General features: G+C 67.4%; 22 protein-coding genes and 1 tRNA gene. 10 read left to right on the plus strand and 13 right to left on the minus strand.

Features of this window, described 5'->3' with window-relative positions; genetic code table 11:
• Nucleotides 1–80: 80 nt before the first annotated feature.
• From folP to rlmE, 3 genes are all read right to left on the minus strand, one after another.
• The gene (gene folP / locus ACF3M1_RS10690; RefSeq protein ID WP_394000480.1) at nucleotides 81–977 is read right to left on the minus strand and encodes a dihydropteroate synthase; all 897 of its coding nucleotides are present in this window, start codon (nucleotides 975–977) and stop codon (nucleotides 81–83) included.
• Nucleotides 978–1434: 457 nt separating this feature from the next.
• The gene (ftsH, locus tag ACF3M1_RS10695) at nucleotides 1435–3360 is read right to left on the minus strand and encodes an ATP-dependent zinc metalloprotease FtsH (RefSeq protein WP_394000482.1); all 1926 of its coding nucleotides are present in this window, start codon (nucleotides 3358–3360) and stop codon (nucleotides 1435–1437) included.
• 54 nt (nucleotides 3361–3414) lie between these two features.
• On the minus strand, nucleotides 3415–4047 hold the full coding sequence (rlmE, locus tag ACF3M1_RS10700; protein WP_394005244.1) for a 23S rRNA (uridine(2552)-2'-O)-methyltransferase RlmE: 633 nt from the start codon (nucleotides 4045–4047) through the stop codon (nucleotides 3415–3417).
• Between the two features lie 84 nt (nucleotides 4048–4131).
• On the opposite strand from rlmE, the gene yhbY reads away from it, so the two are divergent.
• Entirely contained in the window at nucleotides 4132–4437 is a 306-nt protein-coding gene (gene yhbY, locus ACF3M1_RS10705; protein ID WP_394000484.1) for a ribosome assembly RNA-binding protein YhbY, read from the plus strand.
• 21 nt (nucleotides 4438–4458) lie between these two features.
• Nucleotides 4459–4848, plus strand: a complete 390-nt coding sequence (locus ACF3M1_RS10710; protein ID WP_394000486.1) for an Mth938-like domain-containing protein — start codon at nucleotides 4459–4461, stop codon at nucleotides 4846–4848.
• A 6-nt stretch (nucleotides 4849–4854) separates the two neighbouring features.
• Here the strand turns inward: ACF3M1_RS10710 and ACF3M1_RS10715 are convergent, their stop codons facing one another.
• The 5 genes from ACF3M1_RS10715 to surE all read right to left on the minus strand — a co-directional run bounded on the left by ACF3M1_RS10715 (nucleotide 4855) and on the right by surE (nucleotide 8861).
• Complete coding sequence (locus ACF3M1_RS10715) at nucleotides 4855–5217, minus strand: hypothetical protein (protein WP_394000488.1); 363 nt, start codon at nucleotides 5215–5217, stop codon at nucleotides 4855–4857.
• A gap of 830 nt (nucleotides 5218–6047) precedes the next feature.
• On the minus strand, nucleotides 6048–6803 hold the full coding sequence (locus tag ACF3M1_RS10720; RefSeq protein ID WP_394000490.1) for a peptidoglycan DD-metalloendopeptidase family protein: 756 nt from the start codon (nucleotides 6801–6803) through the stop codon (nucleotides 6048–6050).
• Nucleotides 6800–7384, minus strand: a complete 585-nt coding sequence (locus ACF3M1_RS10725) for a YqaA family protein (RefSeq protein ID WP_394000492.1) — start codon at nucleotides 7382–7384, stop codon at nucleotides 6800–6802. The genes ACF3M1_RS10720 and ACF3M1_RS10725 overlap by 4 nt, the downstream gene beginning before the upstream one ends.
• The gene (locus tag ACF3M1_RS10730; protein WP_394000494.1) at nucleotides 7384–8082 is read right to left on the minus strand and encodes a protein-L-isoaspartate(D-aspartate) O-methyltransferase; all 699 of its coding nucleotides are present in this window, start codon (nucleotides 8080–8082) and stop codon (nucleotides 7384–7386) included. The genes ACF3M1_RS10725 and ACF3M1_RS10730 overlap by 1 nt, the downstream gene beginning before the upstream one ends.
• Nucleotides 8079–8861 carry a 5'/3'-nucleotidase SurE gene (surE, locus tag ACF3M1_RS10735; protein ID WP_394000495.1) on the minus strand — a complete coding sequence of 261 codons (783 nt, stop codon included), beginning with the start codon at nucleotides 8859–8861 and terminating at the stop codon, nucleotides 8079–8081. The genes ACF3M1_RS10730 and surE overlap by 4 nt, the downstream gene beginning before the upstream one ends.
• A gap of 98 nt (nucleotides 8862–8959) precedes the next feature.
• On the opposite strand from surE, the gene ACF3M1_RS10740 reads away from it, so the two are divergent.
• A complete protein-coding gene (locus ACF3M1_RS10740; protein ID WP_394000497.1) occupies nucleotides 8960–9517 on the plus strand; it encodes a Smr/MutS family protein in 558 nt (185 codons plus the stop codon).
• A gap of 397 nt (nucleotides 9518–9914) precedes the next feature.
• Here ACF3M1_RS10740 and lon read toward each other — a convergent pair whose 3' ends face one another.
• The 5 genes from lon to ACF3M1_RS10765 all read right to left on the minus strand — a co-directional run bounded on the left by lon (nucleotide 9915) and on the right by ACF3M1_RS10765 (nucleotide 16341).
• Nucleotides 9915–12374, minus strand: coding sequence for an endopeptidase La (gene lon / locus ACF3M1_RS10745; protein WP_394000499.1), 2460 nt, complete (start codon nucleotides 12372–12374; stop codon nucleotides 9915–9917).
• A gap of 230 nt (nucleotides 12375–12604) precedes the next feature.
• On the minus strand, nucleotides 12605–13891 hold the full coding sequence (gene clpX, locus ACF3M1_RS10750; protein WP_394000501.1) for an ATP-dependent Clp protease ATP-binding subunit ClpX: 1287 nt from the start codon (nucleotides 13889–13891) through the stop codon (nucleotides 12605–12607).
• Nucleotides 13892–14002: 111 nt separating this feature from the next.
• On the minus strand, nucleotides 14003–14629 hold the full coding sequence (clpP, locus tag ACF3M1_RS10755) for an ATP-dependent Clp endopeptidase proteolytic subunit ClpP (RefSeq protein WP_394000503.1): 627 nt from the start codon (nucleotides 14627–14629) through the stop codon (nucleotides 14003–14005).
• Nucleotides 14630–14688: 59 nt separating this feature from the next.
• A complete protein-coding gene (gene tig / locus ACF3M1_RS10760; protein WP_394000505.1) occupies nucleotides 14689–15996 on the minus strand; it encodes a trigger factor in 1308 nt (435 codons plus the stop codon).
• Between the two features lie 260 nt (nucleotides 15997–16256).
• A tRNA-Leu gene (locus tag ACF3M1_RS10765) sits at nucleotides 16257–16341 on the minus strand.
• A 317-nt stretch (nucleotides 16342–16658) separates the two neighbouring features.
• Here ACF3M1_RS10765 and ACF3M1_RS10770 point away from each other — a divergent pair.
• The 7 genes from ACF3M1_RS10770 to ACF3M1_RS10800 all read left to right on the plus strand — a co-directional run bounded on the left by ACF3M1_RS10770 (nucleotide 16659) and on the right by ACF3M1_RS10800 (nucleotide 23048).
• The gene (locus ACF3M1_RS10770) at nucleotides 16659–17996 is read left to right on the plus strand and encodes a tyrosine-type recombinase/integrase (RefSeq protein ID WP_394000507.1); all 1338 of its coding nucleotides are present in this window, start codon (nucleotides 16659–16661) and stop codon (nucleotides 17994–17996) included.
• A gap of 55 nt (nucleotides 17997–18051) precedes the next feature.
• On the plus strand, nucleotides 18052–18252 hold the full coding sequence (locus ACF3M1_RS10775) for a hypothetical protein (RefSeq protein WP_394000509.1): 201 nt from the start codon (nucleotides 18052–18054) through the stop codon (nucleotides 18250–18252).
• A 277-nt stretch (nucleotides 18253–18529) separates the two neighbouring features.
• Nucleotides 18530–18763 (plus strand): helix-turn-helix transcriptional regulator, encoded by a 234-nt coding sequence (locus tag ACF3M1_RS10780; protein WP_394000511.1) that lies wholly within the window; start codon nucleotides 18530–18532, stop codon nucleotides 18761–18763.
• Entirely contained in the window at nucleotides 18760–19326 is a 567-nt protein-coding gene (locus ACF3M1_RS10785) for a hypothetical protein (protein ID WP_394000513.1), read from the plus strand. Before ACF3M1_RS10780 ends, ACF3M1_RS10785 begins: the two co-directional genes overlap by 4 nt.
• A complete protein-coding gene (locus ACF3M1_RS10790; protein ID WP_394000515.1) occupies nucleotides 19323–21377 on the plus strand; it encodes an AAA family ATPase in 2055 nt (684 codons plus the stop codon). Before ACF3M1_RS10785 ends, ACF3M1_RS10790 begins: the two co-directional genes overlap by 4 nt.
• A 345-nt stretch (nucleotides 21378–21722) precedes the next feature.
• On the plus strand, nucleotides 21723–22574 hold the full coding sequence (locus tag ACF3M1_RS10795) for a hypothetical protein (RefSeq protein ID WP_394000517.1): 852 nt from the start codon (nucleotides 21723–21725) through the stop codon (nucleotides 22572–22574).
• Nucleotides 22575–22583: 9 nt separating this feature from the next.
• Nucleotides 22584–23048 carry a DnaT-like ssDNA-binding protein gene (locus tag ACF3M1_RS10800; protein WP_394000519.1) on the plus strand — a complete coding sequence of 155 codons (465 nt, stop codon included), beginning with the start codon at nucleotides 22584–22586 and terminating at the stop codon, nucleotides 23046–23048.
• Nucleotides 23049–23056: the final 8 nt, after the last annotated feature.

Genomic DNA, 23056 nt, shown 5'->3' on the forward strand with positions numbered 1-23056 from the left:
CGGCGCGAATTGGACGCGACAGGGTAACGCACCCGGCCGCCGCGACTGCCCGGGTGCGACGCCCGGTGGGCGCGTGGCGCCTACTCGTCGGGCCAGCGGATCGCGGGCGCGGCAGAGGCGACGCGCGGCATCGGCACCGCGTCGACGGCGTTCCAGATCTTCAAGGCATCGAAGGTCTGTGCGACATCGTGCACGCGCAGGATCCGCGCGCCGCGCTGGGCGGCGATCAGATGCGCGGCCACCGAGCCGGCCATGCGCTCGGCAGGCACCTCGCGGCCGGTGAGCGCGCCGATGCTGCGCTTGCGCGACAGGCCGGCGAGTACCGGCACGCCCAGCTCGACGAAGCGCGCGAGCTGCGCCAGCAGGGCCAGGTTGTGGGCGGTGGTCTTGCCGAAGCCGAAGCCCGGATCGACGACGATGCGCTTCTTGTCGATGCCGGCCATCTCGGCCGAGAAGATGCGCTCGGCGAGGAAGCGGTGCACCTCACCGATGACGTCGTCGTAATCCGGCGCGTCCTGCATGGCCCGCGGCGCGCCCTGCATGTGCATCAGCACCACCGGCACGCCGAGCGCCGCGGCGGTATCGAGCGCGCCGTCGCGGCGCAGGCCGTAGACGTCGTTGATCAAGCCGGCGCCCGCGGCGACCGCGGCGCGCATGACGTCCGGTTTGGAGGTGTCGATACTGATCGGCACGCTCGTGGCCCGCGCAAGGCCCTCGACGACCGGAATCACCCGGCGCAGCTCCTCGTCGACGGAGACCTCGGCCGCGCCGGGCCGGGTCGACTCGCCACCGATGTCGAGCAGATCGGCGCCCTCGGCCACCAGACGCAAGCCATGCGCGATCGCCGTATCGGCGGTAGCGTGGGCGCCGCCGTCGGAAAACGAATCCGGCGTAACGTTGACGATGCCCATGACCTTCGGCACGTCGAGACGCAGCACGCGGCCGTTGCAGTCCAGCTGGGGAGCGGTATCGAACATCGGCGGCACCTGGCATCACGAAGGTCCGTCGATTGTCGCGGCTCGAACGCGGCGTGCACAGCACCGGTGGACTGATCAGGGCGGACGCACCACGTGTCGCGGTTCGGGCTTCTGGATCTGCCCTCCATGCGCGCCTCTAAACGCCGGTCTCGCGGAAATCCGGCCTGGCATCCGCTCTGGGTCAGCGCTGTGGGCCACGCCCCAGCGCGCGAGCGCGCGCCTACAGTCAGACCCTCGCCATCTTCCAGAGCCTCGCCATCTTCCGTAGGAGCGCGCTTGCGCGCGAACGGGCTTGACCGGGGGTGACACTCGCACGCGGGCGCGCGCCTACCAAACGCGTCCCGACCGCATGCAGACGGCGAGCGGACGAACCGATGACCCCTCCCTCGAGCCCAGCCAAAAAAAAAGCGGCCCGAAGGCCCCTTTTTTTTCGACTGACGCTGAAGCCGATCGCCCGTCAGGCCTGCTCAGCCGGCCCACCGATCGGCGGCTGCAGCGGACGGGTCCCGCCACCGGCATCGCCATCGCCACCCTTGCCCGGGTTCGACCTGCCCCAGCCCATCGGCGGCGGCGGATCACGGCCTTCCATGATCGCGTCGATCTGCGGGACGTCGATGGTCTCGTACTCGAGCAGCAGCTCCGACATCGCATGCAGCTTGTCGAGGTTCGCGGTCAGAATCTCGGTCGTGCGCTCGTAAGCGCGGTCGAGGATGGTGCGCACCACTTCGTCGATCTTGCGCGCCGTGTCGTCGGAGACCGACTTGTGCTGCGTGACCGAGCGGCCGAGGAACACCTCGTCGTCCTCTTCACCGTAGGCGATCGGACCGAGCTCGTCCGACAGGCCCCACTTGGTGACCATGTTGCGCGCCATCTTGGTCGCACGCTCGATGTCGTTCGACGCGCCGGTGGTGACCTTGTCCTCGCCGAAGATCAGCGCCTCGGCGACGCGGCCGCCGTAGAGCGAGCACAGCTGCGATTCGATCGCGACGCGGTTCATCGAGTACTTGTCGCCTTCCGGCAGGTACATCGTGACGCCGAGCGCGCGACCGCGCGGGATGATCGTGACCTTGTAGACCGGATCGTGCTCGGGGACGAGGCGACCGACGATCGCATGGCCGGCCTCGTGATAGGCGGTGAGCTTCTTCTCGTCCTCGCTCATCGCCATCGAACGGCGCTCGGCACCCATCAGGATCTTGTCGCGGGCACGGTCGAAGTGGTCCATGCGGACCTCCTTGCCGTTCTCGCGCGCGGCGAACAGCGCCGCCTCGTTGACGAGGTTGGCGAGATCCGCACCCGAGAAGCCGGGCGTGCCACGGGCGACCACCAGCGGCTGTACGTCTTCGTCCAGCGGCACCTTGCGCATGTGCACCTTGAGGATCTGCTCGCGGCCCTTGACGTCCGGCAGGCCCACGACGACCTGGCGGTCGAACCGGCCCGGACGCAGCAGCGCGGGATCGAGCACGTCGGGACGGTTGGTCGCGGCGACCACGATCACGCCCTCGCCGCCCTCGAAGCCATCCATCTCGACCAGCAATTGGTTGAGGGTCTGCTCGCGCTCGTCATGCCCGCCGCCGAGACCGGCGCCGCGATGACGACCCACGGCATCGATCTCGTCGATGAAGATGATGCACGGCGCCTGCTTCTTGGCCTGCTCGAACATGTCGCGCACGCGGCTGGCGCCGACGCCGACGAACATCTCGACGAAGTCGGAACCCGAGATCGAGAAGAACGGCACCTTGGCTTCGCCGGCGATCGCCTTGGCGAGCAGCGTCTTGCCGGTGCCGGGCGGGCCGACCATCAGCACGCCACGCGGGATCTTGCCGCCGAGCTTCTGGAAGCGCGAAGGATCGCGGAGGAACTCGACCAGCTCCGACACTTCTTCCTTCGCTTCGTCGCAACCAGCAACGTCGGCGAAGGTGATCTTGGTCTGCTCCTCGTTGAGCAGCTTGGCGCGCGACTTGCCGAAGGACATCGCGCCCTTGCCGCCGCCCTGCTGCATCTGCCGCATCATGAAGAACCAGAAGCCGATGATCAGCGCGACCGGCAACAGGTTGAGCAGGATCATGCCCAGCGAGATGCCGCTCGACGGCGGCGCCTGGTCGATGGCGACGTTGTGGTTCATCAGGTCGTCGATCATGCGGTCATCGCGACGCGGCGCGATCACGGTGCCCGACTGTCCGCCCTTGGACTGGAACGAAATCGTGCGTTCGTCCTCGGCGATCTTGACCGACGCGATCTGGTCGCGGCGGACCTGTTCCATGAACTGCGAGTACTGGACATCCTGCCCGGCCGCCCCGGTTCGGGGGCTGAAGCTCTGGAAGATCACCATCAATACGACGGCGACCACGACCCAGAGCAGCAGATTCTTGACCAGATCGTTCATGTTTCGGGATTCTCTTGAAGAATGCGGTGGAGCGCTCGGTGCATCGGGGCCATGCTACTTCATCGTCGCCAGCTTGCCCTGCGCGAGGGCGTAGACCTCCGGCGATCGCTGCCGCGACGCGGCGGGCTTGCGGATCGCGAGCTTCGTATAGCGGCGTCGCAGCTGCCGCACGTACTCGTCGAACTCGGTGCCCTGGAACAGCTTGATCAGGAACGTGCCGCCGGGCCGCAGGTGGTGGTCGGCGAAGTCCATCGCCAGTTCCGCCAGATGCATCGCCCGGGGCTGATCCACCGCATCGATACCGCTTTTGTTGGGGGCCATGTCCGACAACACAAGGTCCACCTGCTGGTCGCCGAGCGCGGTTTCCAGCGCCGAGAGGACCGCATCCTCGCGGAAATCACCGTGAAGGAACTCCACACCGGCCAGCGACGGCATCTCCAGGATATCCAGGGCGATCACCCGGCCACTGTCGCCCAGCGCGTGACGGACCCACTGCGACCAGCCGCCCGGGGCTGCGCCGAGATCCACGACGACCATGCCCGGCTTGAGCAGGCGGTCGCGTTCGACCAGCTCCTCGAGCTTGTAGGCGGCGCGCGAACGCAGCCCGTCCTTCTGGGCCTTCTTCACGAAGGGATCGGAGAAATGTTCTTTCAGCCAGCGCTGGCTGCTTTTGCTGCGTGTGGCCATCGCCGGTTCGTGCCGTCGCGGGAAAGCGGGTGCGGAGGCCATGATATCCTGCCTGCCGCATCCATTTTCCCGATCGGTTCATCCATGAGTAACGTCCTGACCGCTGCCCAGACCCGTTTTCTGCGCGGCCAGGCCCACGGCATCAAGGCCCAGCTGCAGGTCGGCGGCAAGGGCGTGACCGATGCGCTGATCGCCGAACTCGACGGCGCGCTGGAACATCACGAGCTGATCAAGGTGAAGGTGGGCGCCGCGGACCGCGAGGAACGCGACGCGATGATCGACCAGCTGGCCGAGCGCACCGGCGCTTCGCTGGTGCAGCGGATCGGCCACACGGCCATCCTCTACCGCCAGAGCAAGGACCGCCGGCAGATCGTGCTGCCACGGGCCTGAGCCGCCCGAGGCCCGTCCGACATGCAGCTGAATCTCGAACATCCCGAATTCGACTACGTGCTCCGGGGCGCCGACGGACACCAGGCCCTGGTCAACGACCGCCGCCTGACCCGCAGCTTCATCGTCGCGCCGCGCGCGCTGGTCGAGGACTGGCCGGCGACCGACGTGCGCACGCTCGATGCCGAGGCGCTGGCCCCGGTGCTGGCCCTGGAGCCGGAAGTCGTACTGATCGGCACCGGCGCCCAACAGGGCTTTCCGCCCGCCGCAACGATGGCTGCGTGCCTGTCGAAAGGCATCGGCCTGGAAGCGATGACCAATGCCGCCGCGGCGCGCACGTTCAACGTGCTGGCGGGCGAAGGGCGCCGGGTGGTGGCGGCGTTCGTGCTGCAGGGCGACCCCGCGCCGGGTTGATCGGACCTAGTCGTTCTCCTCGGAGAACGTGACCAGCGTGATGCGGCCTTCGAGCGGTTCCCGGGTCAGATCACCGGGCCCCAGCCACACGTATTCTTCGTCATAGACGCGTCGGGGCACGCGCATGACGCCGTCCGGCGTGATGCGCACCTTGCCCGCCAGCCACGGCGACAATACCGCGCCCGCATCGTCATCGGCCTGCACCACCTGCAGACCGCGTACGGGCGCCGGCATACAACCCCGGTCCACATTACGCGCCGTCGGGTCCAGCGCGGCGAAACAGAGCTGACGGCCGTCGAACGCGATCCGGAGCGTGCCCCATCCGTAGGGATTGGCGCCGAACCACGCCTGCGCGCCGTCATGCACCACCACACGCGCCAGTTCCCAGGTTCCGAGCAGGCTGTCCGCCGGCGGCTGACGGGCGTAGGGTTTCGTGCGATACCGGGATCGTCGAAGGACTCGCTGCGGTAGAACGCGACAGAACGGGGCTGCAGGGGCCGATCGGCGGCCGCAACGTCGCCGAGCCTGCAGAGCATCAGCGCGCCGCGTCCCTCCGTGGTCAGGACGCGCTCGTCCCGGCTTGGTGTCGTCAGCACACCCAGCGCCCGATCCGCTTTGTCGAGCAGGCGAACGCCCGTCGCGCCGGCATCGAATCGACCGAACTCCGATCGCTCCGGTCCGGTCGCCTCCGCAGGCCGCCACTCGAAGGTCGCGTCCGGTCGGAACACCAGCTTGGCGTTCTCCACGCCGCGTGGGTGGGTATTGCGCGCGTCGATGCGTGCAGTGCCGCACAGCTGCCATGTGCCCAGCAGTTCGGTCACTGCGGTGGAGTCCGCCGCAGGCGACGGCGACGCTGGCTGCATTTCGGCCGCGGGTACAAGCAATGCGGCCAACCACAAGACGTATCCCGTCACCTGTTCGCTCCATCCCTGTGCGCTCGCGGATGAGCATGCAGGCCATCCGCACACGCGCGCCATCAAGAAAAGGACGCAACGCGTGTGGGAATCTGCGCCAGAGCTCAAGCCAGGACGTCCGCCTGACCTGTCAAAGCGTCAGTGGAGGTGTCAGCAGGCCGACCGACCCGAGAGACGGCGGGCCAAGTGATGCCTTCCTGCTGCCGCCCGGACCATGACTACGAGGGAACACGAAGGCGCTGTGCCGGGCGGAACGTCGGCTCACCCGGAACCCTGGCGCTCCGCTCAGCGCGCCGGCAGGTAGGACATCGGATCCACGGGCTTGCCGTTGTAGCGGATCTCGAAGTGCAGCATGTCGCGCGCGGCGCCGGTGCGGCCCATTTCGCCGATCTGCTGGCCCGCCGTCACCCGCTCGCCCTCGTTGACCCGACGCGTGCGGTTGTGCCCATAGGCCGACAGCCACTGCTCGTCGTGCTTGACGATGATCAGTTCGCCGTAGCCGACCAGACCCGAGCCCGAATACACCACCACGCCCTCGGCGGCGGCACGCACCGCCTGACCGCCGGTACCGGCGATGTCGAGCCCCTGCTTGGTCGGGTCGTTGGCCACGTAGCGACCGATGACCTGGCCGTCGGTCGGCCACTGCCAGCGGAACGGGCTGCGCGCCGGCGGCGGCGCGGCCGGTTGCGGCGGCGCCTGGGTCGGTTGCACGGGCGGACGCTGGGCAGTGCTGCCGCCACCGGACGTTGCCGGCCGGCGTGCCGGCGTCGAGGCCGTCGCCCCGCCCGGATACAGACGCAGACGCTGGCCGGGATAGATGGTGTACGGCGCCGGGATGTTGTTCCACATCGCCAGATCCAGCGCACTGATGCCGTGCGTGGTCGCGATGCGGTACAGCGTGTCGCCGCGCTGCACCGTGGCGCTCTGCCCGGGCCGGGGCGTCGAACTCGATGCGCCCGCGCTGCCGCCCTCGCGGATCACCCGGCTGCTGCCACACGCGGCCAGCAACATCACCGAGACCAGCAGAACCACCATCCTCATCCGCGCAACTCCATCCAGACCAGTCCAACGATCACCAGGCCCACCATCAACCAGCCGAGCCACTCGATATAGCGTTTGAGCACCGGCTCGAAGCGCGGGCCGCCCCAGGCCATCAGCCCGGCGACCAGAAAGAACCGTGCGCCCCGGCCCAGCAGCGAACCGACGAGGAACGGTAGCAGCCCCACCCCGAGCGAACCCGACGCGATGGTGAACACCTTGTAGGGAATCGGCGTGAATCCGGCCAGGAACACGAACAACAGGCCATGCGCCAGGAACAAGGCCTGGATGCGCTCGAATGCGGGCTGCCAGCCCATGCTGACGATCCACGGCCAGGCCAGATCGAGCGCGAAATGCCCGATCGCATAGCCGAGCAATCCGCCCGCCACCGAACCCAGCGTGCACAGCAACGCGAAGCGCCACCACTGCGCCGGCTTGGCGAGCGCCATCGGCGCGAGCATCACGTCCGGCGGAATCGGGAAGATCACCGACTCGGCGGCGCTCATCGCGGTGAGGTAACGCGGCGCATGCCGGTGGCGGGCCCACGCGAGCGTGGTGTCGTACATGCGCGCGAACAACTGCATCAGTCGATGTATCCGGAAAGAAGGGGAACGAAGCTGACGGCGGCGATGTCCTGCTGGACCACACGGCCGTCGTCCTGGCGCCGCAGCACCAGCAGGCGTTGCTGGCCACCCTGCGCACCGACCGGCGCGACCAGCGTGCCGCCCGGCGCGAGCTGCTCGGTCAGCGCCTCGACCAGTGCCGGGCCGGCCGCGGTGACGATGATGCCGTCGAACGGGCCGTTCTCGGGCCAGCCGATCCGGCCGTCGTCGTGCTTGCTGCGGACGTTGAGGCCGAGCGAACGGAAGCGCTTGCGCGCGACGCGCAGCAGTTCGCCGATACGCTCGACGGTGTGCACCTCGATGCCCAGCGCGGCGAGGATCGTGGCCTGGTAGCCGGAGCCCGTGCCGACCTCGAGCACCCGGCCCGGCATGCCGTCGGCCAGCAGCGCCTCGGTCATGCGCGCGACCACCCAGGGCTGGGAGATCGTCTGGCCATGGCCGATCGGCAGCGCGGTGTCCTCGTAGGCACGCGTCGCGAAGGCCTCGTCGACGAACAGGTGCCGCGGCACGGTGCGGATCGCGTTGAGCACGCGCTCGTCGGAAATGCCGCCGCCGGGATGCGCGCCGTCGCGCAGTCGGTCGATCAGCCGGTCGCGCACGCGTTGCGACGTCATGCCGACGCCGATCGCCTCGGGCTGCAGGCGCAGGCGCGCCATCATGCCTGGGTCGCCTTGAGGTCGGCCTCGAGCCCGCCCACCCAGCTGGCGACATGCTCGAGCGCCTGGTAGCGGGTGAGGTCGACATGGATCGGGGTGATCGCGATGTGCCGCGTGCGCACCGCATGGAAGTCGGTGCCGGGGCCGGCGTCCTGCTCGGCACCGGCCGCGCCGATCCACCAGAACATGCGGCCCCGCGGATCCTCGAGCGGCGTGCAGGCCTCGGCGCGATGCCGGTTGCCGAGGCGCGTGACCTCGAAGCCTTCGAGATCGTCCCAGGCCACGTCGGGCACGTTGACGTTGAGGATGGTGTCGGCCGGCAACGGATCGGCCTTCAGGCGCGCGACGATCTCGACCGCGGCACGTGCCGCGGTTTCGTAATGCCGGCCGTCGTGGTGTTCGGTGACCAGCGACATCGCGACCGCAGGCAGACCGAGAAAACGCCCTTCCATCGCCGCGGCGACCGTGCCCGAATAGATCACGTCGTCGCCGAGGTTTGCGGTGTTGTTGATGCCCGAGACCACGATGTCCGGCTCGACATCCAGCAGTCCGGTGATCGCGACATGCACGCAGTCGGTCGGCGTGCCGTGCACGCGCCAGGTGCGGTCGTCGAGCTGCACCACCCGCAGCGGCATGTCGAGGGTGAGCGAGTTGCTCGCGCCGGAGCGGTCGCGGTCGGGTGCGACGATCAGCACCTCATGACCCGCATCGCGCAGACCCTGGGCGAGAATCCGGATGCCGGGGGCGTCGACGCCGTCGTCGTTGCTGACCAGTACGCGCATGAATCGTTCTGCAGGCCCCGTGCCGTTTCACCAAGGCCGACATGATACCGGATGGGCGCAGGCTCCCGACCCGCGCACGATCACGTTACGCTGGCCGCATGAAGCGCAGACGCGATCCCGAACCGCCGATCGACGAGGATGACGGCGCCCTGTTCCGCGCTGCGATCGGCCCGGTACGCGAACTGCCGCCTGCGCCTGCACCGCCGCAGGCGCCCCGCCCGCGCCCGACCACGCGCATGGCCGAGCGCGACGATGCCGAGGCGCGCAGCGAATTCAGACAACTGCTCGACGGCCCGCTGCTGCAGGCCGGCGACGCGATGCAATACCGTCGCGACGACGTCCCTGCGCGCGTGCTGCGCCGCCTGGGGCGTGGCGAATACTCGGCGCAGGAAGAGCTCGACCTGCACCACAGCGACGCGGCGCAGGCGACGGCGCTGCTGCGCCTGTTCCTGCGTGACGCGATCGACGCGGGCGTCGGCTGCGTGCGCATCGTGCACGGCAAGGGCCTGAATTCCTCGCCCGACGCGCCGATTCTGAAGAACCTGGTTGATCGCCTGCTGCGCCAGCGCGCCGATGTCATCGCCTTCCACAGCGCGCCGCCTGCCCAGGGCAGCACGGGCGCGGTGCTGGTGTTGCTGCAGCCGCGCAAACGCTGACGCTGACGTCGGCGGCGCCGTCCCGCGCCCGGGCGACTGACGACGGCTTCCAGCACCGCGTTGAGCGCCCGTGGCCGCATGTCCACATGCGACCGCGCTGCGCGCCTCCGGCAACGCGCGCGTGGTGTGCACGACGCGCGTAACCCATACGCGGCTCCGCAGGGTTCGACGCCTCTGGTCCAATGGGTCGCCGCCAAGCCGCCGCGCATTGCCGATCGACCGCGACGCCGCATCGGCACCGTGCCTGCGCCATGGGCTCGCGCCGTGACGCCGCGCGTGCCCGTCGCCATCGCATTTCCGCATCGGGAGCGATCGGCCTGACGCGGGCGCCGTCTACGACACGGCCGCCCCTGCATGCACAGTGACGGCCGTGGGATTCACCTGCAGCGCTCGCGGCTCAGTGCTTGACGCGGCTCCGCCGGCCCTCGCCCGCCTTGCTCTTGGGCACCACCTTCGAGCGCGCCTTCTTGACCTCGGCCTTCTGCGCCGGCGGTGCCGGAAGCGGCCGTTCCAGCGCGAGATCGAGCACTTCGTCGATGTACTTCACCGGGACGATCTTCATGCCCTCGGTGACGTTCTTCGGTATGTCGGCCAGGTCCTTGCGGTTCTCCTCGGGAATGATCACGGTCCGGATGCCGCCGCGCAGCGCCGCGAGCAGCTTTTCCTTCAGGCCGCCGATTGCGGTCACGCGGCCACGCAGCGTGATCTCGCCGGTCATCGCCACATCGGCGCGCACCGGAATCTTGGTCAGCAGCGACACCAGCGTCGTCGCCATCGCGATGCCGGCGCTCGGGCCGTCCTTCGGCGTCGCGCCGTCGGGCACATGCACGTGGATGTCGTGCTTCTGCATGACCTCGAGCTCGACGCCCAGACGCTCTGCACGCGCGCGCACCACCGACATCGCGGCCGATGCCGACTCCTTCATCACGTCGCCCAGCTGTCCGGTGAGGATTAGTTGGCCCTTGCCTGGGACCTGGGTGGCCTCGATCTGCAGCAGGTCGCCGCCGACTTCGGTCCACGCCAGGCCGGTGACCAGGCCCACTTCGTTGTCCTGCTCAGCGCGACCGAAATCGAAGCGCTGCACGCCGAGATAGGTGTCGAGATTCTTGCCGGTGACCTTGACGGTCTTGACGCCCTTCGACGCGCCCTTGCCGGTCGCCGGCCCCGCCAGCGCGATTTCCTTGACGACCTTGCGGCAGACCTTGGCGATCTCGCGCTCGAGGTTGCGCACGCCCGATTCGCGCGTGTAGTAGCGCACGATGTCGCGGATCGCGTCGGCCGAGATCGACAGTTCCTTGGGCTGCAGGCCGTTGGCCTTCAGCTGCTTGGGCAGCAGGTAGCGCGTGGCGATGTTGAGCTTCTCGTCCTCGGTGTAGCCCGGAATGCGGATCACCTCCATGCGGTCGAGCAACGGGCCGGGGATGTTGAGCGAGTTCGACGTCGCGACGAACATCACTTCCGACAGGTCCAGATCGACTTCGAGGTAGTGATCGTTGAACGTGTGGTTCTGCTCGGGATCGAGCACTTCCAGCAGCGCCGATGCGGGATCGCCGCGGAAATCCATCGACATCTTGTCGATCTCGTCGAGCAGGAACAGCGGGTTCTTGGTGCCGACCTTGTTCATGCTTTGCACGATGCGGCCCGGCATCGAACCGACGTAGGTCCGCCGATGACCGCGGATCTCGGCCTCGTCACGCACGCCGCCCAGCGCCATGCGGGTGAACTTGCGGTTCGTCGCCTTGGCGATCGACTGGCCGAGCGAGGTCTTGCCGACGCCGGGCGGGCCGACGAGGCACAGGATCGCGCCCTTCATCTGCTTCACGCGCGTCTGCACCGCGAGATATTCGAGGATGCGCTCCTTGACCTTCTCCAGGCCGTAGTGATCGGCGTCGAGCACGTCCTGCGCGGCCTTGAGGTCCTTGCGCACCTTGCTGCGCTTCTTCCACGGCACGCCGAGCAGCCAGTCGAGATAGTTGCGCACGACCGACGCCTCGGCCGACATCGGCGGCATCTGCTTGAGCTTGTTGAACTCGGCCTTGGCCTTGGTCTCGACCGCCTTGGGCATGCCGGCCTCGGCGATCTTGCGCGCGATCTCTTCCATGTCGTTCGGCGCATCGTCGATTTCGCCCAGCTCCTTCTGGATCGCCTTCATCTGCTCGTTGAGGTAGTACTCGCGCTGCGACTTCTCCATCTGCGATTTCACGCGGCCGCGGATGCGCTTCTCCATCTGCTGCACGTCGATCTCGCCGTCGACGAAGCCGACCAGCAGTTCAAGCCGGTCGGCGGTATCCACCGATTCGAGCAGGCGCTGCTTGTCGGGAAGACGCACGGCCAGATGCGCGGCGATGGTGTCGGCCAGCCGGCCGGGCTCGTCGATGCCGGCGAGCGTCTGCAGCAGTTCGGGCGGCAGCTTGCGGTTGGTCTTGACGTACTGCTCGAACAGGCTCATCAGCGAACGCGCGATGGCTTCGACCTCACGCGGTTCGCGACCTTCGACCGGCTCGATCGCCGTGCCGATCCCCGACAGCGCGCCGTCGCGCTCGGCCACGTCGCGCAGGGTCACGCGCTCGGTGCCCTCGACGAGCACCTTGATCGTGCCGTCCGGCAGCTTGAGCAGCTGGAGCACCGTTGCCAGCGTGCCGACCTGGTAGAGGTCGTCCGCACCCGGGTCGTCGGTTTCGGCCGACTTCTGGGCCACCAGCAGGATGCGCTTGTCCGCCTCCATCGCGACGTCCAGCGCCTTGATGGACTTGTCCCGGCCGACGAACAGCGGGATGACCATGTGCGGAAACACCACGACGTCACGCAGCGGCAGGACCGGCAGGTCGTGGGTTTCGGGGGCGGTGCGTGGGCTCATCGTCGTTCCTCGGAAAATCGCATCCGGCCGGCGGCGCCGATCGGTGACGGCAACGCCGCCTGGCTTCGTTTATGGGGCGCCGTCGCCCGCGTTGCAAGCACCCGACGGGGGTCGCAAACCAGACGCGCCGCGGACCTTGCGGTGCGCGGCGCGTCGTGGCGGTCATCAGCCGGACATCCAGCCCAATGGTGCAGTGACGGAACGTTTCGTTCCGGCCATCGAATCATCGCTCAGTCGCCGGACGCGACCTTCTGCTCGGTGGCGGGGGTCTCGTAGATCAGGTACGGCTCGGACTTGTGTTCGATCACCGACTCGTCGACGACGACCTTGCTGACGTTCTCCAGCGACGGCAGCTCGTACATCGTGTCCAGCAGCACCGACTCGACGATCGTGCGCAGGCCGCGCGCACCGGTCTTGCGCTTGATCGCCTTCTTGGCGATCGCGGTGAGCGCGTCCGGCCGGAATTCCAGCTCGACGCCTTCCATCTCGAACAGCTTCTTGAACTGCTTGCTGATCGCGTTCTTGGGCTCGGTGAGGATCTGGATCAACGCCGGCTCGTCGAGCTCCTCGAGCGTGGCGACCACCGGCAGACGGCCGACGAACTCGGGGATCAAGCCGAACTTGATCAGGTCCTCGGGCTCGACGTCGGCCAGCACCTTGCCGGTGTCGGCCTTGCGTTCGCTGCTCTTGAGCTTGGCGCCGAAGCCGATACCGCTGGCGTCGGTGCTGCGTGCCTGGATCACCTTGTCGAGACCGGCGAACGCACCGCCGACGATGAACAGAATGTTCTTGGTGTCGACCTGCAGGAATTCCTGCTGCGGGTGCTTGCGACCGCCCTGCGGCGGCACGCTGGCCACAGTGCCCTCGATCAGCTTGAGCAGCGCCTGCTGCACGCCCTCGCCCGACACGTCGCGCGTGATCGACGGGTTCTCGCTCTTGCGCGAGATCTTGTCGATCTCGTCGATGTAGACGATGCCCTGCTGCGCCTTCTCGGCGTCGTAATCGCACTTCTGCAGCAGCTTCTGGATGATGTTCTCGACGTCCTCGCCGACGTAACCGGCTTCGGTCAGCGTCGTCGCATCGGCCATCGTGAACGGCACGTTGAGCAGGCGCGCCAGCGTTTCGGCCAGCAGCGTCTTGCCCGACCCGGTGGGCCCGATCAGCAGGATGTTCGACTTCGCGAGCTCGACCTCGTCGTTCTTGCTGCGGCTCTCGATGCGCTTGTAGTGGTTGTACACCGCCACCGCCAGCGTCTTCTTGGCCCGCTTCTGGCCGATGACGTACTGGTCGAGCACTTCGAGGATCTCGCGCGGCTTGGGCAGCGAGCTGCGTGCCGACTGCGCCTTCTCCTCGAGTTCCTCGCGGATGATGTCGTTGCACAGCTCGACGCACTCATCACAGATGAACACGCTGGGGCCCGCAATCAGCTTGCGCACCTCATGCTGGCTCTTTCCGCAGAAAGAACAGTAGAGGATCTTGTTGCTGTCGCCGGAACGACCCTGACGGTCTTCGCTCATGCCTTCGCCAAATCTGTGTTGCGGTTACGTTTCGAGAATAGCACAGCGTCCGGCGCCTCCAACGGGAGCGCGCCGCCGCACCAATGCCTTTTGAATCAATCCCTTGGCCGATCAGTTCGGCGTGATCGACTCGTCCGGGCGACGTTCGAGCACCTGGTCGACCAGCCCGTATTCGCGGGCCGCTTCCGCACTCTTGAAGTTGTCGCGCTCGGTATCGTGGGCGATCGTGTCGAACGGCTGGCCGGTGTGGTGGGCCATGATCTCGTTCAGACGACGCTTCATCGACAGGATTTCGCGCGCGTGGATGTCGATGTCGGTCGCCTGACCCTGGAAGCCACCCAGCGGCTGATGGATCATCACGCGCGAGTTCGGCAGCGCGTAGCGCTTGCCGGCGGCGCCGGCCGACAGCAGCAGCGCGCCCATGCTGGCCGCCTGACCGATGCAGATCGTGCTGACGTCGGGCTTGATGAACTGCATGGTGTCGTAGATCGCCATGCCGGCGGTGACGATGCCGCCGGGCGAGTTGATGTACAGGTTGATGTCCTTCTCGGGGTTTTCCGCCTCGAGGAACAGCAACTGGGCGACGATCACGTTCGCCATGTGGTCGTCGATGCCACCGACGAGGAAGATCACGCGCTCCTTCAACAGGCGCGAATAGATGTCGTACGCGCGCTCGCCGCGGCTGGTCTGTTCGACCACCATCGGCACCAGGTTGAGGGCTTTCGTTTCGATGCTCATCGCTCGGTTTCCATCGGAGCGTCCGGCCCACGAGGGCCGGACGGGGGAGGCGTCGCGGATCAGCCCTGCGGGCCGATCGCGTCCTGGAAGCTCAGCGCCTGCTCGGTGTGCTGGGCGCGCTCGGCGATCCAGTCGATCACCTGCTCTTCCATGACACGGTTCTGCAGACCCGACATCAGCTGGGGGTCGTTGCGGTACATCTCAATGACCTGCTGCGGCTCCTCGTAGGTGGAGGCGATCAGACGCATGGTCTCGTTCACCCGCTTGGGGTCGAGCTTGAGATCGTGGCGACGGGCCACTTCGCCGACCAGCAGGCCGACGAGCACGCGCTTGCGCGCCGGCTCGACGAACCCGGCGTGCGCATACTCGGCGACGTTCGGGTTCTGGCCGTTGCGACGCGCCTGTTCCACGGTCTGGCGCAGCAGCGACTTCGCCTCGGCCTCGACCAGCTTCGGCGGCAGCTCGACGTGTGCAAAGGCGGCGACCAGCTGCTCGCCCACTTCACGACGCAGACGGTTCATCAGCGCGCCCTTGAGCTCACGCTCCAGGTTGCTGCGGATCTCGGCGCGGAACTGCGCCATTTCGCCACTCTTGACGCCGAAGCTGCGGATGAACGCACCATCGACCTCGGGCAGCTGCTGCTCGGAGACCTGCTCCACCTTGACGTGCACGCTGGCCTGCTTGCCCGCCAGCTGCGGCACGCGCCAGTCGTCCGGGAAGGTCACCTCGACGGTCTTCTCTTCGCCCTTGGCCAGGCCGACCAGTGCGTCCTCGATCTCCGGGTACATCGCGCCCGAACCGAGCACGGTGACGCCGCGCTCGGCGCCTTCGGGCGGCAGGCGGTCATCGCCGATCTGCGACCAGGTCTCGACATCGACCGCATCGCCCTTCTGCGCACCGCGCGTGACCGCGCTCCAGCTGCGGCGCTGCAGACGCAGGTTCTCGATCATGCGATCGATGTCGTCTTCGGCGACTTCGGCGGTATGGCGCACCACCTCGAGCTTCTCGAGCTCGATGTCACCAAAATCCGGCACCACCTCGAACGTCGCGGTGAAGGCGAGTTCGCCTTCGCCGGCTTCGCCGTCCGGCGTGATCTGCGGCGCGCCGGCCAGGCGAAGCGCGTTCTCGCGGATCGCCTGGTCGAAGCCTTCGCGCAGCAGGCCGTCGAGGACCTCGGCGCGGACCTGCTCGCCGAAACGCTGCTCGACCACCTTGGCCGGCACCTTGCCCGGGCGGAAGCCCTTGAGGCGGGTGGTCCGCGCGATCTCGCGCAGACGGCCACCGACCTGGGTCTCCAGGCGTTCGGATGGCACGCGGAACGTCATCTTGCGTTCCAGACTGCCCAGCGATTCGACCGAAACTTGCATATCCACTCCTGCGCTCGCGGCAGCCCGCCGCGCGACATCTGACTGATTGAGGTTGGTAAGACTGCCGCCGGAGGGCCGGGCGGGCCCCGACGACGGAACGCGATAGTGTGGCGGATTCGCGTCCCGGCCGCCAGCGATGCGCGCCGTCCGGCGCGAGCCATCTGCCGGAGACAGGCCCGGAAGGCGCGCGCCTTCCGACAGGCATGACGTCCCGGAGGGACGCCACCGATCGACAGGACCGGTGCCATGCGCGCCGGCTGTGGTGCGAAAGGCGGGACTCGAACCCGCACGCCTTGCGGCACTGGTACCTAAAACCAGGGCGTCTACCAATTCCGCCACTTTCGCAATGTGCCCGGCCGCGGGCCGGCGCATCGTAGACCATCCGCGGCCGCTGCGCCCGGCCGATGGAGCCACCGCAACCGTCGCCAGACCCTGAAACGAAGAACGCCCGGCAAGGCCGGGCGTCTTCGCGAACTGGTGGGCCGTCAAGGATTCGAACCTTGGACCTATTGATTAAGAGTCAGTATTCAGACGGCCTTAGAGCCCGGCCGATCCAAGTACACAGACCATACAACCCGCATCATGGTTGACTTTACCTAGTGAACAAATGCACACTCGCTACAGTTCCTTTTCAATCAACGTTAGTACACAGCGAGTACACGATGGCTACCCAGCGAAAGACGGTCGAGCGGGTCAAGATCACGGACACCTTCTGCCGCACGGCGACCGTCCGCGACGGCCAGCGGGTGACGGTCTACAGCGATTCGGAGACCCGCGGGTTCTGCCTCATCGTGACCGCAGGCGGCTCAAAGTCATTCGCGGCGCGCTATACGCTTGGCGAGGGTGACGAGGCCGGGAAGCAAGTACGCGTGAAGCTCGGACCCTATAGGGGAGCTGGCGGCACGTCGGTGTCGGAATTTCGTAAGGAAGCGGCGAAGGCCATAGGCGACGCAGCGCGCGGCATCGACAAGGCGTCGAAGCGGGCAGCGATCCGGCAGGGCGCCACGATGGCGCAGCTGTGCGAGCGCTACCTGAAGGAGTACGCGCCCAAGAAGCGCAGCGCGGACCTGGACCGGCGCCGGATAGAGGCCCGCATCCTGCCGGCCTGGCGCAACCGCAAGGCGGCAAGCATCACCCGCAGCGATATCCACGCCCTGCTGTCACCCATCGAACTCGGCGACGAGTCGACCGGACAACGGCCGGCGCCCTATGAGGCGCGCGGCGTCCTGGCGTTGGTCAAAAAGCTGTTTGCGTTCGGCATCGATCGCGAGATCGTCAAGGCACACCCCGCGGCTCGCATGAAGATCGAGACCGAGGCCGTGGCCCGCGACCGTTCACTCGAGCGCGCCGACGAGCTGCGGGCGTTCTGGGCGCTGACCGATGGCGACCGCTACATGCCGGCGAGCTACGCCGCGGCCCTTCGCGCACAGCTGCTGACAGGCTGCCGCCCCGGCGAGGTCGTTGGCATGGAGTGGGCCGAGCTCGACCTGGAAGCGGGCGAGTGGCTGATCCCGAAGGCGCGGTCGAAGAACAAGCGCGAGCACATGCTGCCCCTCACGCCCGAGCTACTGGCGATCATCGAGGACCAGCGCGTCCGCTGGGAGCAGGAGCAGACGGAACGCGAGGCCGCGGGCAAGCCGCGCCGCTCGACGCGCTACGTGTTCCCTGCCCTGCGCGGCGGGCGCTACACGGACCGCCAGCGGGCGCAGATGCTCGATGCCGCCCTGGACGCCTACACGGCGGAAGGCCACGCGCTCGCGCGGTTCACACCCCACGACCTGCGCCGCACCGCTGAAACCATCATGGCGTCGGCCAAGGTGCCGCGCGAGCACCGCGACCGCGTGCTGAATCACGTCGACAACAGCGTCGGCGGCAAGCACTACAACCGCCACGAGTTCGTGGATGAGAAGCGGGCCGCGCTCGAGACCCTGCAAAGGACCATCGACGCCCGACTGAGCAACACCCCCAGCAACGTCACCCCTATTCGCCGCAAGGCGTAAACGCCGGCCCTGCGCGAACAGGGCCGACTTCCATAACCGAAAGGAGACTTCGATCATGGCAACCGAAACTGTAATGCACACCGACAACCTCAACGCCGCCGACGCACTGATCGACGAGGCCCGCGCCCTCGCCGAGATCCTCGCCCAGGTGGGGGACATTGCCGAGGACCTGATCCCGCACATGCGGACCGTGGCCAGCCTGATCGCCGAGAAACTCGAAGGCGCACAGCAGGCGATGAGCGGAAAAGTTAGCTAAAAGATAGCGCCCCCGTGTTGGGTTGACACCGCACGGGGACGCTAGGATTCTGTACCGAATACACCGGTACTCGATGCTAGGCGCTGGACACATACGGGCCCATGCGGGCGGCTCCAAGAGGCGAAGGCCAGGAGCGAACCAGAGCGACACATCGGGGAGACCTCTTCCTCTGACCCAAGAATCAGAGGACTAGAACCCGCGACAGCGGGGATGAGAGCGGTGGCGAGCACGGCTGCGTCGTTCCAATGCAGCCATACCGGTATCCGGAGCTTGTCACATGACCTCAACCAACGAGAAACCCAACCCGTTCGCCTGCCTGATGACCCGGCAGGAGTTCTGCGACGCCTACGGCATCTTGTACCGAACCGCCGAGATGATGGCGCACAAGGGCCAAGGCCCGCGCGTCACCAAGCTGGGGCGCAAGGCGTACTACCACGTCGACGACATCACCGCCTGGATCGAGAGCCAGCGCGCCAAGAGCGCCGAGCGCTTCGCGGGGGCTGCAGCATGAGCCGGGTTGTCATTCCACTTCACCCGGTCGAGCCCCAGCTCACACCGGTGCAGGAAGATACCGGCTTCGCGCTGATGGCGGTCCTGGACGCGGCCAAGGCGGCGGGCGATGCGCACGCCTACCTGGAGGCCGTGGGGCCGTTCCTGGACTGGCAAATGTCCGTCGGCCTGCTGACCCGCGAGCAGTGGCGCCGGATGACGGCCCCGCGCCTGTTGTCCGTGATTCAGCGCGCGGACGAGATCCCCGAAGGGCGCGAGCTGCTGCAGAAGATCCGCGATGACGCGCTCGAGGCCGTCAACGGTGACGACTATTCGGAGCGAGCGGCCGGCGCGCTGTACATCCTCCACCTCGACGGCGCGCAGAACGCGCGGCGCCACGCGGCGCGCGAAGAAAGGAACCGAGAGGCGCGGGAGGAATTCGACTCGGCACGCTACACGCTCGAGATCACCGCGCTGAACATGTGGCCGTGCCTGGAAAGCGGTTATTGGGCGCTTGAGGACATCGAGGCGCACATCCTGCAGGCCCTTCGCGCGCTCAACCGTGCCAGCGGAGACGACGCATGACCGGCCCCCAGACGCACGAAACCCCGCTGGCGGGCGGGGTCTCGAAAAGCGCAGAAGCGGGCGGCTTCGATACCAAGGCTAGCGCCGCGGTAGAGAGGTTGCAACCCGAGTTCGCCTACAGCCGCGGCATGGGCGAGCACGACAACGCGCCCGCGATTCGTGACGCCGAAACCTTCGCAGAGCTGTGCGACGCCATCGCGTCAGATCGGGCGACCAAGAAGGGCGAACAATGGATTGCAGCGCCGTGCGCAATCGCCCCCGATGACGCCCTCCACCGCGCCCGCTTTCCCAGCGCAATCGGAAAGCACCACCGCTGCAAGGAGTGCGTGCAGCCGGTGGCATGGCTGGGGCTGGACGTGGACGCACGCAAGGACAGCTCCCCGCGGGAGGTGGCATCTCTCACGCCGGAGAGCTTCACGGCACTGGTGTACGTCCTGCAACGCTATTCGGCGCTCGTCTATACCACCGCGTCCCACACGTCCGAAGCACCGCGCTGTCGGGTCGTGGTCGAGCTGGATGCAGCGTTGCCGCGGCTTGAGCGGGTGCGGGCCTCGCAAGCCATGCGTGCTCGAATCGACGCGGACATGGCGGACGCAGGCTATCCCCCTCTGCCGTGGGACTCGAGCTGCGATCGGCCCGAACAGCCGCTGTACCTGCCGGTCACCACTTCGACCATCACTGTGATGGATGGTGCGGCGGCGCGCGTCGATGAGCTACTGGCGAAACTGCCGGCGGAAGCTATGCACCAGGCTCAGGAAGCGCCGCAGGGTCCACCTGTTACCGAGCCGACCGCATACGCCCTGCGCGCGCTTGAACTGGCCGTGCGTGCCGTGCAGACAACGCCCGCCGGCGATCGCAACGACGTTTTGAACCGCGAGGCGCACAGCCTGGGCGGATTTGTACCATCCGGGCAGCTGTCCGCGGCGGTAGTCGAGGCTTCGCTTACGGCCGCGACTGAAGGATGGGACAACCCGGCAAAGGTGCTGGCTACCATTCGTGACGGCATCGCGTCCGGCATGGCAAAGCCGCGCGCCGATGGGCTGCCGCCGCCCACCGTGGACCTGACCGCGATGCTCGAGAAGATCCGGGGGCAGCCGGCGGGCAATGATCCCTGGGGCTTCGTCTGGGGCGACGAATTGACCAGTGCCGCACGCCTGAAGCCTGCAACCTGGGCCATTCGCAAGCTGCTGCCGGATGTCTGCACCGGCTTGCTCTATGGCGGCTGGGGCACCTGCAAGACCTTCGTAGCAATCGACATGGCGGGCTGCATCGCTAACGGCTTCGATTGGCACGGCAAGCCGACTCAGCAAGGAACGGTGATCTACCTTGCGGGCGAAGGTGAAGGCGGTTTCGCGCGTCGTCTGCGTGCGTGGGAAATCGCAAACGGCGGGAGCATGGCCAACCTCGCCTTCCGCGAGATGCCTGAGATCCGAAAGCCTGACGAGCTGGCGCAGCTGGTGCTGACCATTCGGGGACTGGCAGCACAACGCGGCGCGCCTCGCCTGATCGTCCTGGACACCCTGTTCACCGCGCTGGCCGGCGGTCAGGAGAACGACGGAAAGGACATGGGCGAAGTGTTCAAGGCCATGAAGGCGATGCGGCAGGAATTCCAGTGCGCGGTTCTGGCGGTGCACCACACCGGACACGACGGCGACCGCGCGCGGGGGCATAGCAGCATGCCCGCCGGCGTGGACGTGCAGTTCTACTTGAAGGCCAAGGGCGAAGGCAAAGCCGTCCTCGAGCTGAGCAACCCGAAGCAGAAAGACGACAAGGAACATCCCACCATCTTTCTCACTACCGAGTCCGTCGAAATTGCCGGACTTGTGGACGATGAGGGGGAAACCGAGTCGAGCCTGGTTGTCCGGGCGCCGGCTGCTGAGCTGGCTGCCAAGCTGGTAGCGGAAGCAGACAAGAAGCCTGGCAACGCAGCACTCAAGGTCACGGCGTTGGCGCTGGCGGCAGAGGGTCTTTCTACCCGCGACATCGCTACTCAGGTGGGGCGGCACCACACCACCGTGAGCCGATGGATCACGCCCGACAAGGCGGCCTGATTCGACGCCTGTTGCATGTTGCATGCATGGCCCCCTTCGGGGGGCCAATGCAACGCAACAGCGCAACACCTAGGCGCAACACCTGCAACGCAACGCAACGCAACAGCATGCAACACCAGTGCAACGGCCACGGATGGCCCGTTCTGGGGTGCAAACGAAACGCCCTCAAATTCCCGTTCAAAATCAACAACTTATGCGGCTGAATGGCTGATTTCTGCTGTATCTACTGATCTTCTGTCAGTAGGTTTATACAGGAAAACAGCAGGAAAACAGCAGTCAAAGTCAATTGCTGATTTCTGGTGTACTTGTTAGGGTGGCACATCCCCTTTATGCGTATCGCCGCCCGTGACCGACCTCAGCCCCCAAGATCAAGCCCCCGCCGAAGCGGTTGCGCCGCCTCCCCCGCCCGTCACCTACGACCGCCCGCCGGTCACGCTGGACGACGTGCAACAGCCGCCCGAGCGCCCGGCGCCTGTCGTGCTGCCGCCGCTCCCGCGCTCCATCTCGCTCCGTGCGACCGACGGCCACGCGGCAGAGATCGCCCGCGAAGCCGGCCCGCTTGCTCCGACCGAGCCGGCCATCTCGTCGACCATCGCCGCACAGCGCGCCATGTCCGAGGGGCTGCAGGCGTTGGAACAGGCCCGCCAGAACCGCGACCCGCGCAAGACGCCGGCCGAGCACCTGGACGCCGTGCGTGCCGCCTATGACCGCCTGATGCGTGACGCGGCCCGCCGGCATGACGGCGCACTGGCGAGCATCGAGGCGCGCGAGCGCACGCTCGAACGCGAAATCAGCGACCGCATCGGCTCGAACACCTCGCCCGACGCCGCCGAGATCCGGCAGGCGCTGCGCAGCATGACCATCGACGAGCGCCGCCTCGCGATCGGCCGCGCCATCGAGAGCGGCGACCAGGCCGTGATCGCCGCGGTGTTGTCCGGCCGCCAAATGACCACCGGCGTCACGCCCGAGGAACAGGCGCACTACCGCATGCGCGCCGAGAACCGCCTCGCCCCGGACCTCGCAGCACTGCGCCGCGGCCTCGCCCGCTCGCGCGCGCTCGTCAAAAGCGCATTCGATGACCTGTTCCAGCTCGACGGCAAGATCATCGGGAGCCCCGAGGTGGGCGAAGAGTTCAAGCGCCAAGCCCAGGCCGCCGATGAGGCGTGGCTCGCCCTGTCGCGCAAGCTCGAGAGCTGAGGGCGCGCAGTGCTCACGATCGAGACAGGCACCGGCGCGGGCAATGCAGACTCCTACGCCACGCGCTCAGAGCTGCAGGCGCGAGCGTCGGGCTACGGCGGCGCCTTGCCGGCCGATGGCGACGCGCTGGACGTCCTGCTGCGCCGTGCAGCCGCGCAGATGGACGCCCTGCCGTGGGCTGGGCAGCGCGCGTCGCACTGGCAGGCGCTGGCATGGCCGCGCGTCGAAGTGCCGGGCGTAGCGCGTGACGCAATCCCGCACGCGATCAAGGCCGCGCAGTGCGCGCTCGCGATCGAGCTGCACGCAGCCGACATCGCGCCGGCGCCACGCGGCCCCGTCATCCGCGAGCGCGTCGACGTGCTCGAAGTGGCCTATGCAGAGCCTGCGCCAACCGCACCGGCGCTTGCGGCGTCGGCTGTACTTGCCGCCCCGTATCTCGCACGACGCTCCCGCGTCGAGGCGGTGCGGGCGTGACTACGAAG

It is taken from the genome of Luteimonas sp. WGS1318 (genome assembly GCF_043187535.1).
Classification (GTDB): domain Bacteria; phylum Pseudomonadota; class Gammaproteobacteria; order Xanthomonadales; family Xanthomonadaceae; genus Luteimonas.

Bases quoted from the DNA above. Each gene is read 5' to 3' on its own strand.
- folP (WP_394000480.1), bottom strand. From the start codon at position 977: ATGTTCGATACCGCTCCCCAGCTGGACTGCAACGGCCGCGTGCTGCGT.
- ftsH (WP_394000482.1), bottom strand. From the start codon at position 3,360: ATGAACGATCTGGTCAAGAATCTGCTGCTCTGGGTCGTGGTCGCCGTC.
- rlmE (WP_394005244.1), bottom strand. From the start codon at position 4,047: ATGGCCACACGCAGCAAAAGCAGCCAGCGCTGGCTGAAAGAACATTTC.
- yhbY (WP_394000484.1), top strand. From the start codon at position 4,132: ATGAGTAACGTCCTGACCGCTGCCCAGACCCGTTTTCTGCGCGGCCAG.
- ACF3M1_RS10710 (WP_394000486.1), top strand. From the start codon at position 4,459: ATGCAGCTGAATCTCGAACATCCCGAATTCGACTACGTGCTCCGGGGC.
- ACF3M1_RS10720 (WP_394000490.1), bottom strand. From the start codon at position 6,803: ATGAGGATGGTGGTTCTGCTGGTCTCGGTGATGTTGCTGGCCGCGTGT.
- ACF3M1_RS10725 (WP_394000492.1), bottom strand. From the start codon at position 7,384: ATGCAGTTGTTCGCGCGCATGTACGACACCACGCTCGCGTGGGCCCGC.
- ACF3M1_RS10730 (WP_394000494.1), bottom strand. From the start codon at position 8,082: ATGATGGCGCGCCTGCGCCTGCAGCCCGAGGCGATCGGCGTCGGCATG.
- surE (WP_394000495.1), bottom strand. From the start codon at position 8,861: ATGCGCGTACTGGTCAGCAACGACGACGGCGTCGACGCCCCCGGCATC.
- ACF3M1_RS10740 (WP_394000497.1), top strand. From the start codon at position 8,960: ATGAAGCGCAGACGCGATCCCGAACCGCCGATCGACGAGGATGACGGC.
- lon (WP_394000499.1), bottom strand. From the start codon at position 12,374: ATGAGCCCACGCACCGCCCCCGAAACCCACGACCTGCCGGTCCTGCCG.
- clpX (WP_394000501.1), bottom strand. From the start codon at position 13,891: ATGAGCGAAGACCGTCAGGGTCGTTCCGGCGACAGCAACAAGATCCTC.
- clpP (WP_394000503.1), bottom strand. From the start codon at position 14,629: ATGAGCATCGAAACGAAAGCCCTCAACCTGGTGCCGATGGTGGTCGAA.
- tig (WP_394000505.1), bottom strand. From the start codon at position 15,996: ATGCAAGTTTCGGTCGAATCGCTGGGCAGTCTGGAACGCAAGATGACG.
- ACF3M1_RS10770 (WP_394000507.1), top strand. From the start codon at position 16,659: ATGGCTACCCAGCGAAAGACGGTCGAGCGGGTCAAGATCACGGACACC.
- ACF3M1_RS10775 (WP_394000509.1), top strand. From the start codon at position 18,052: ATGGCAACCGAAACTGTAATGCACACCGACAACCTCAACGCCGCCGAC.
- ACF3M1_RS10780 (WP_394000511.1), top strand. From the start codon at position 18,530: ATGACCTCAACCAACGAGAAACCCAACCCGTTCGCCTGCCTGATGACC.
- ACF3M1_RS10785 (WP_394000513.1), top strand. From the start codon at position 18,760: ATGAGCCGGGTTGTCATTCCACTTCACCCGGTCGAGCCCCAGCTCACA.
- ACF3M1_RS10790 (WP_394000515.1), top strand. From the start codon at position 19,323: ATGACCGGCCCCCAGACGCACGAAACCCCGCTGGCGGGCGGGGTCTCG.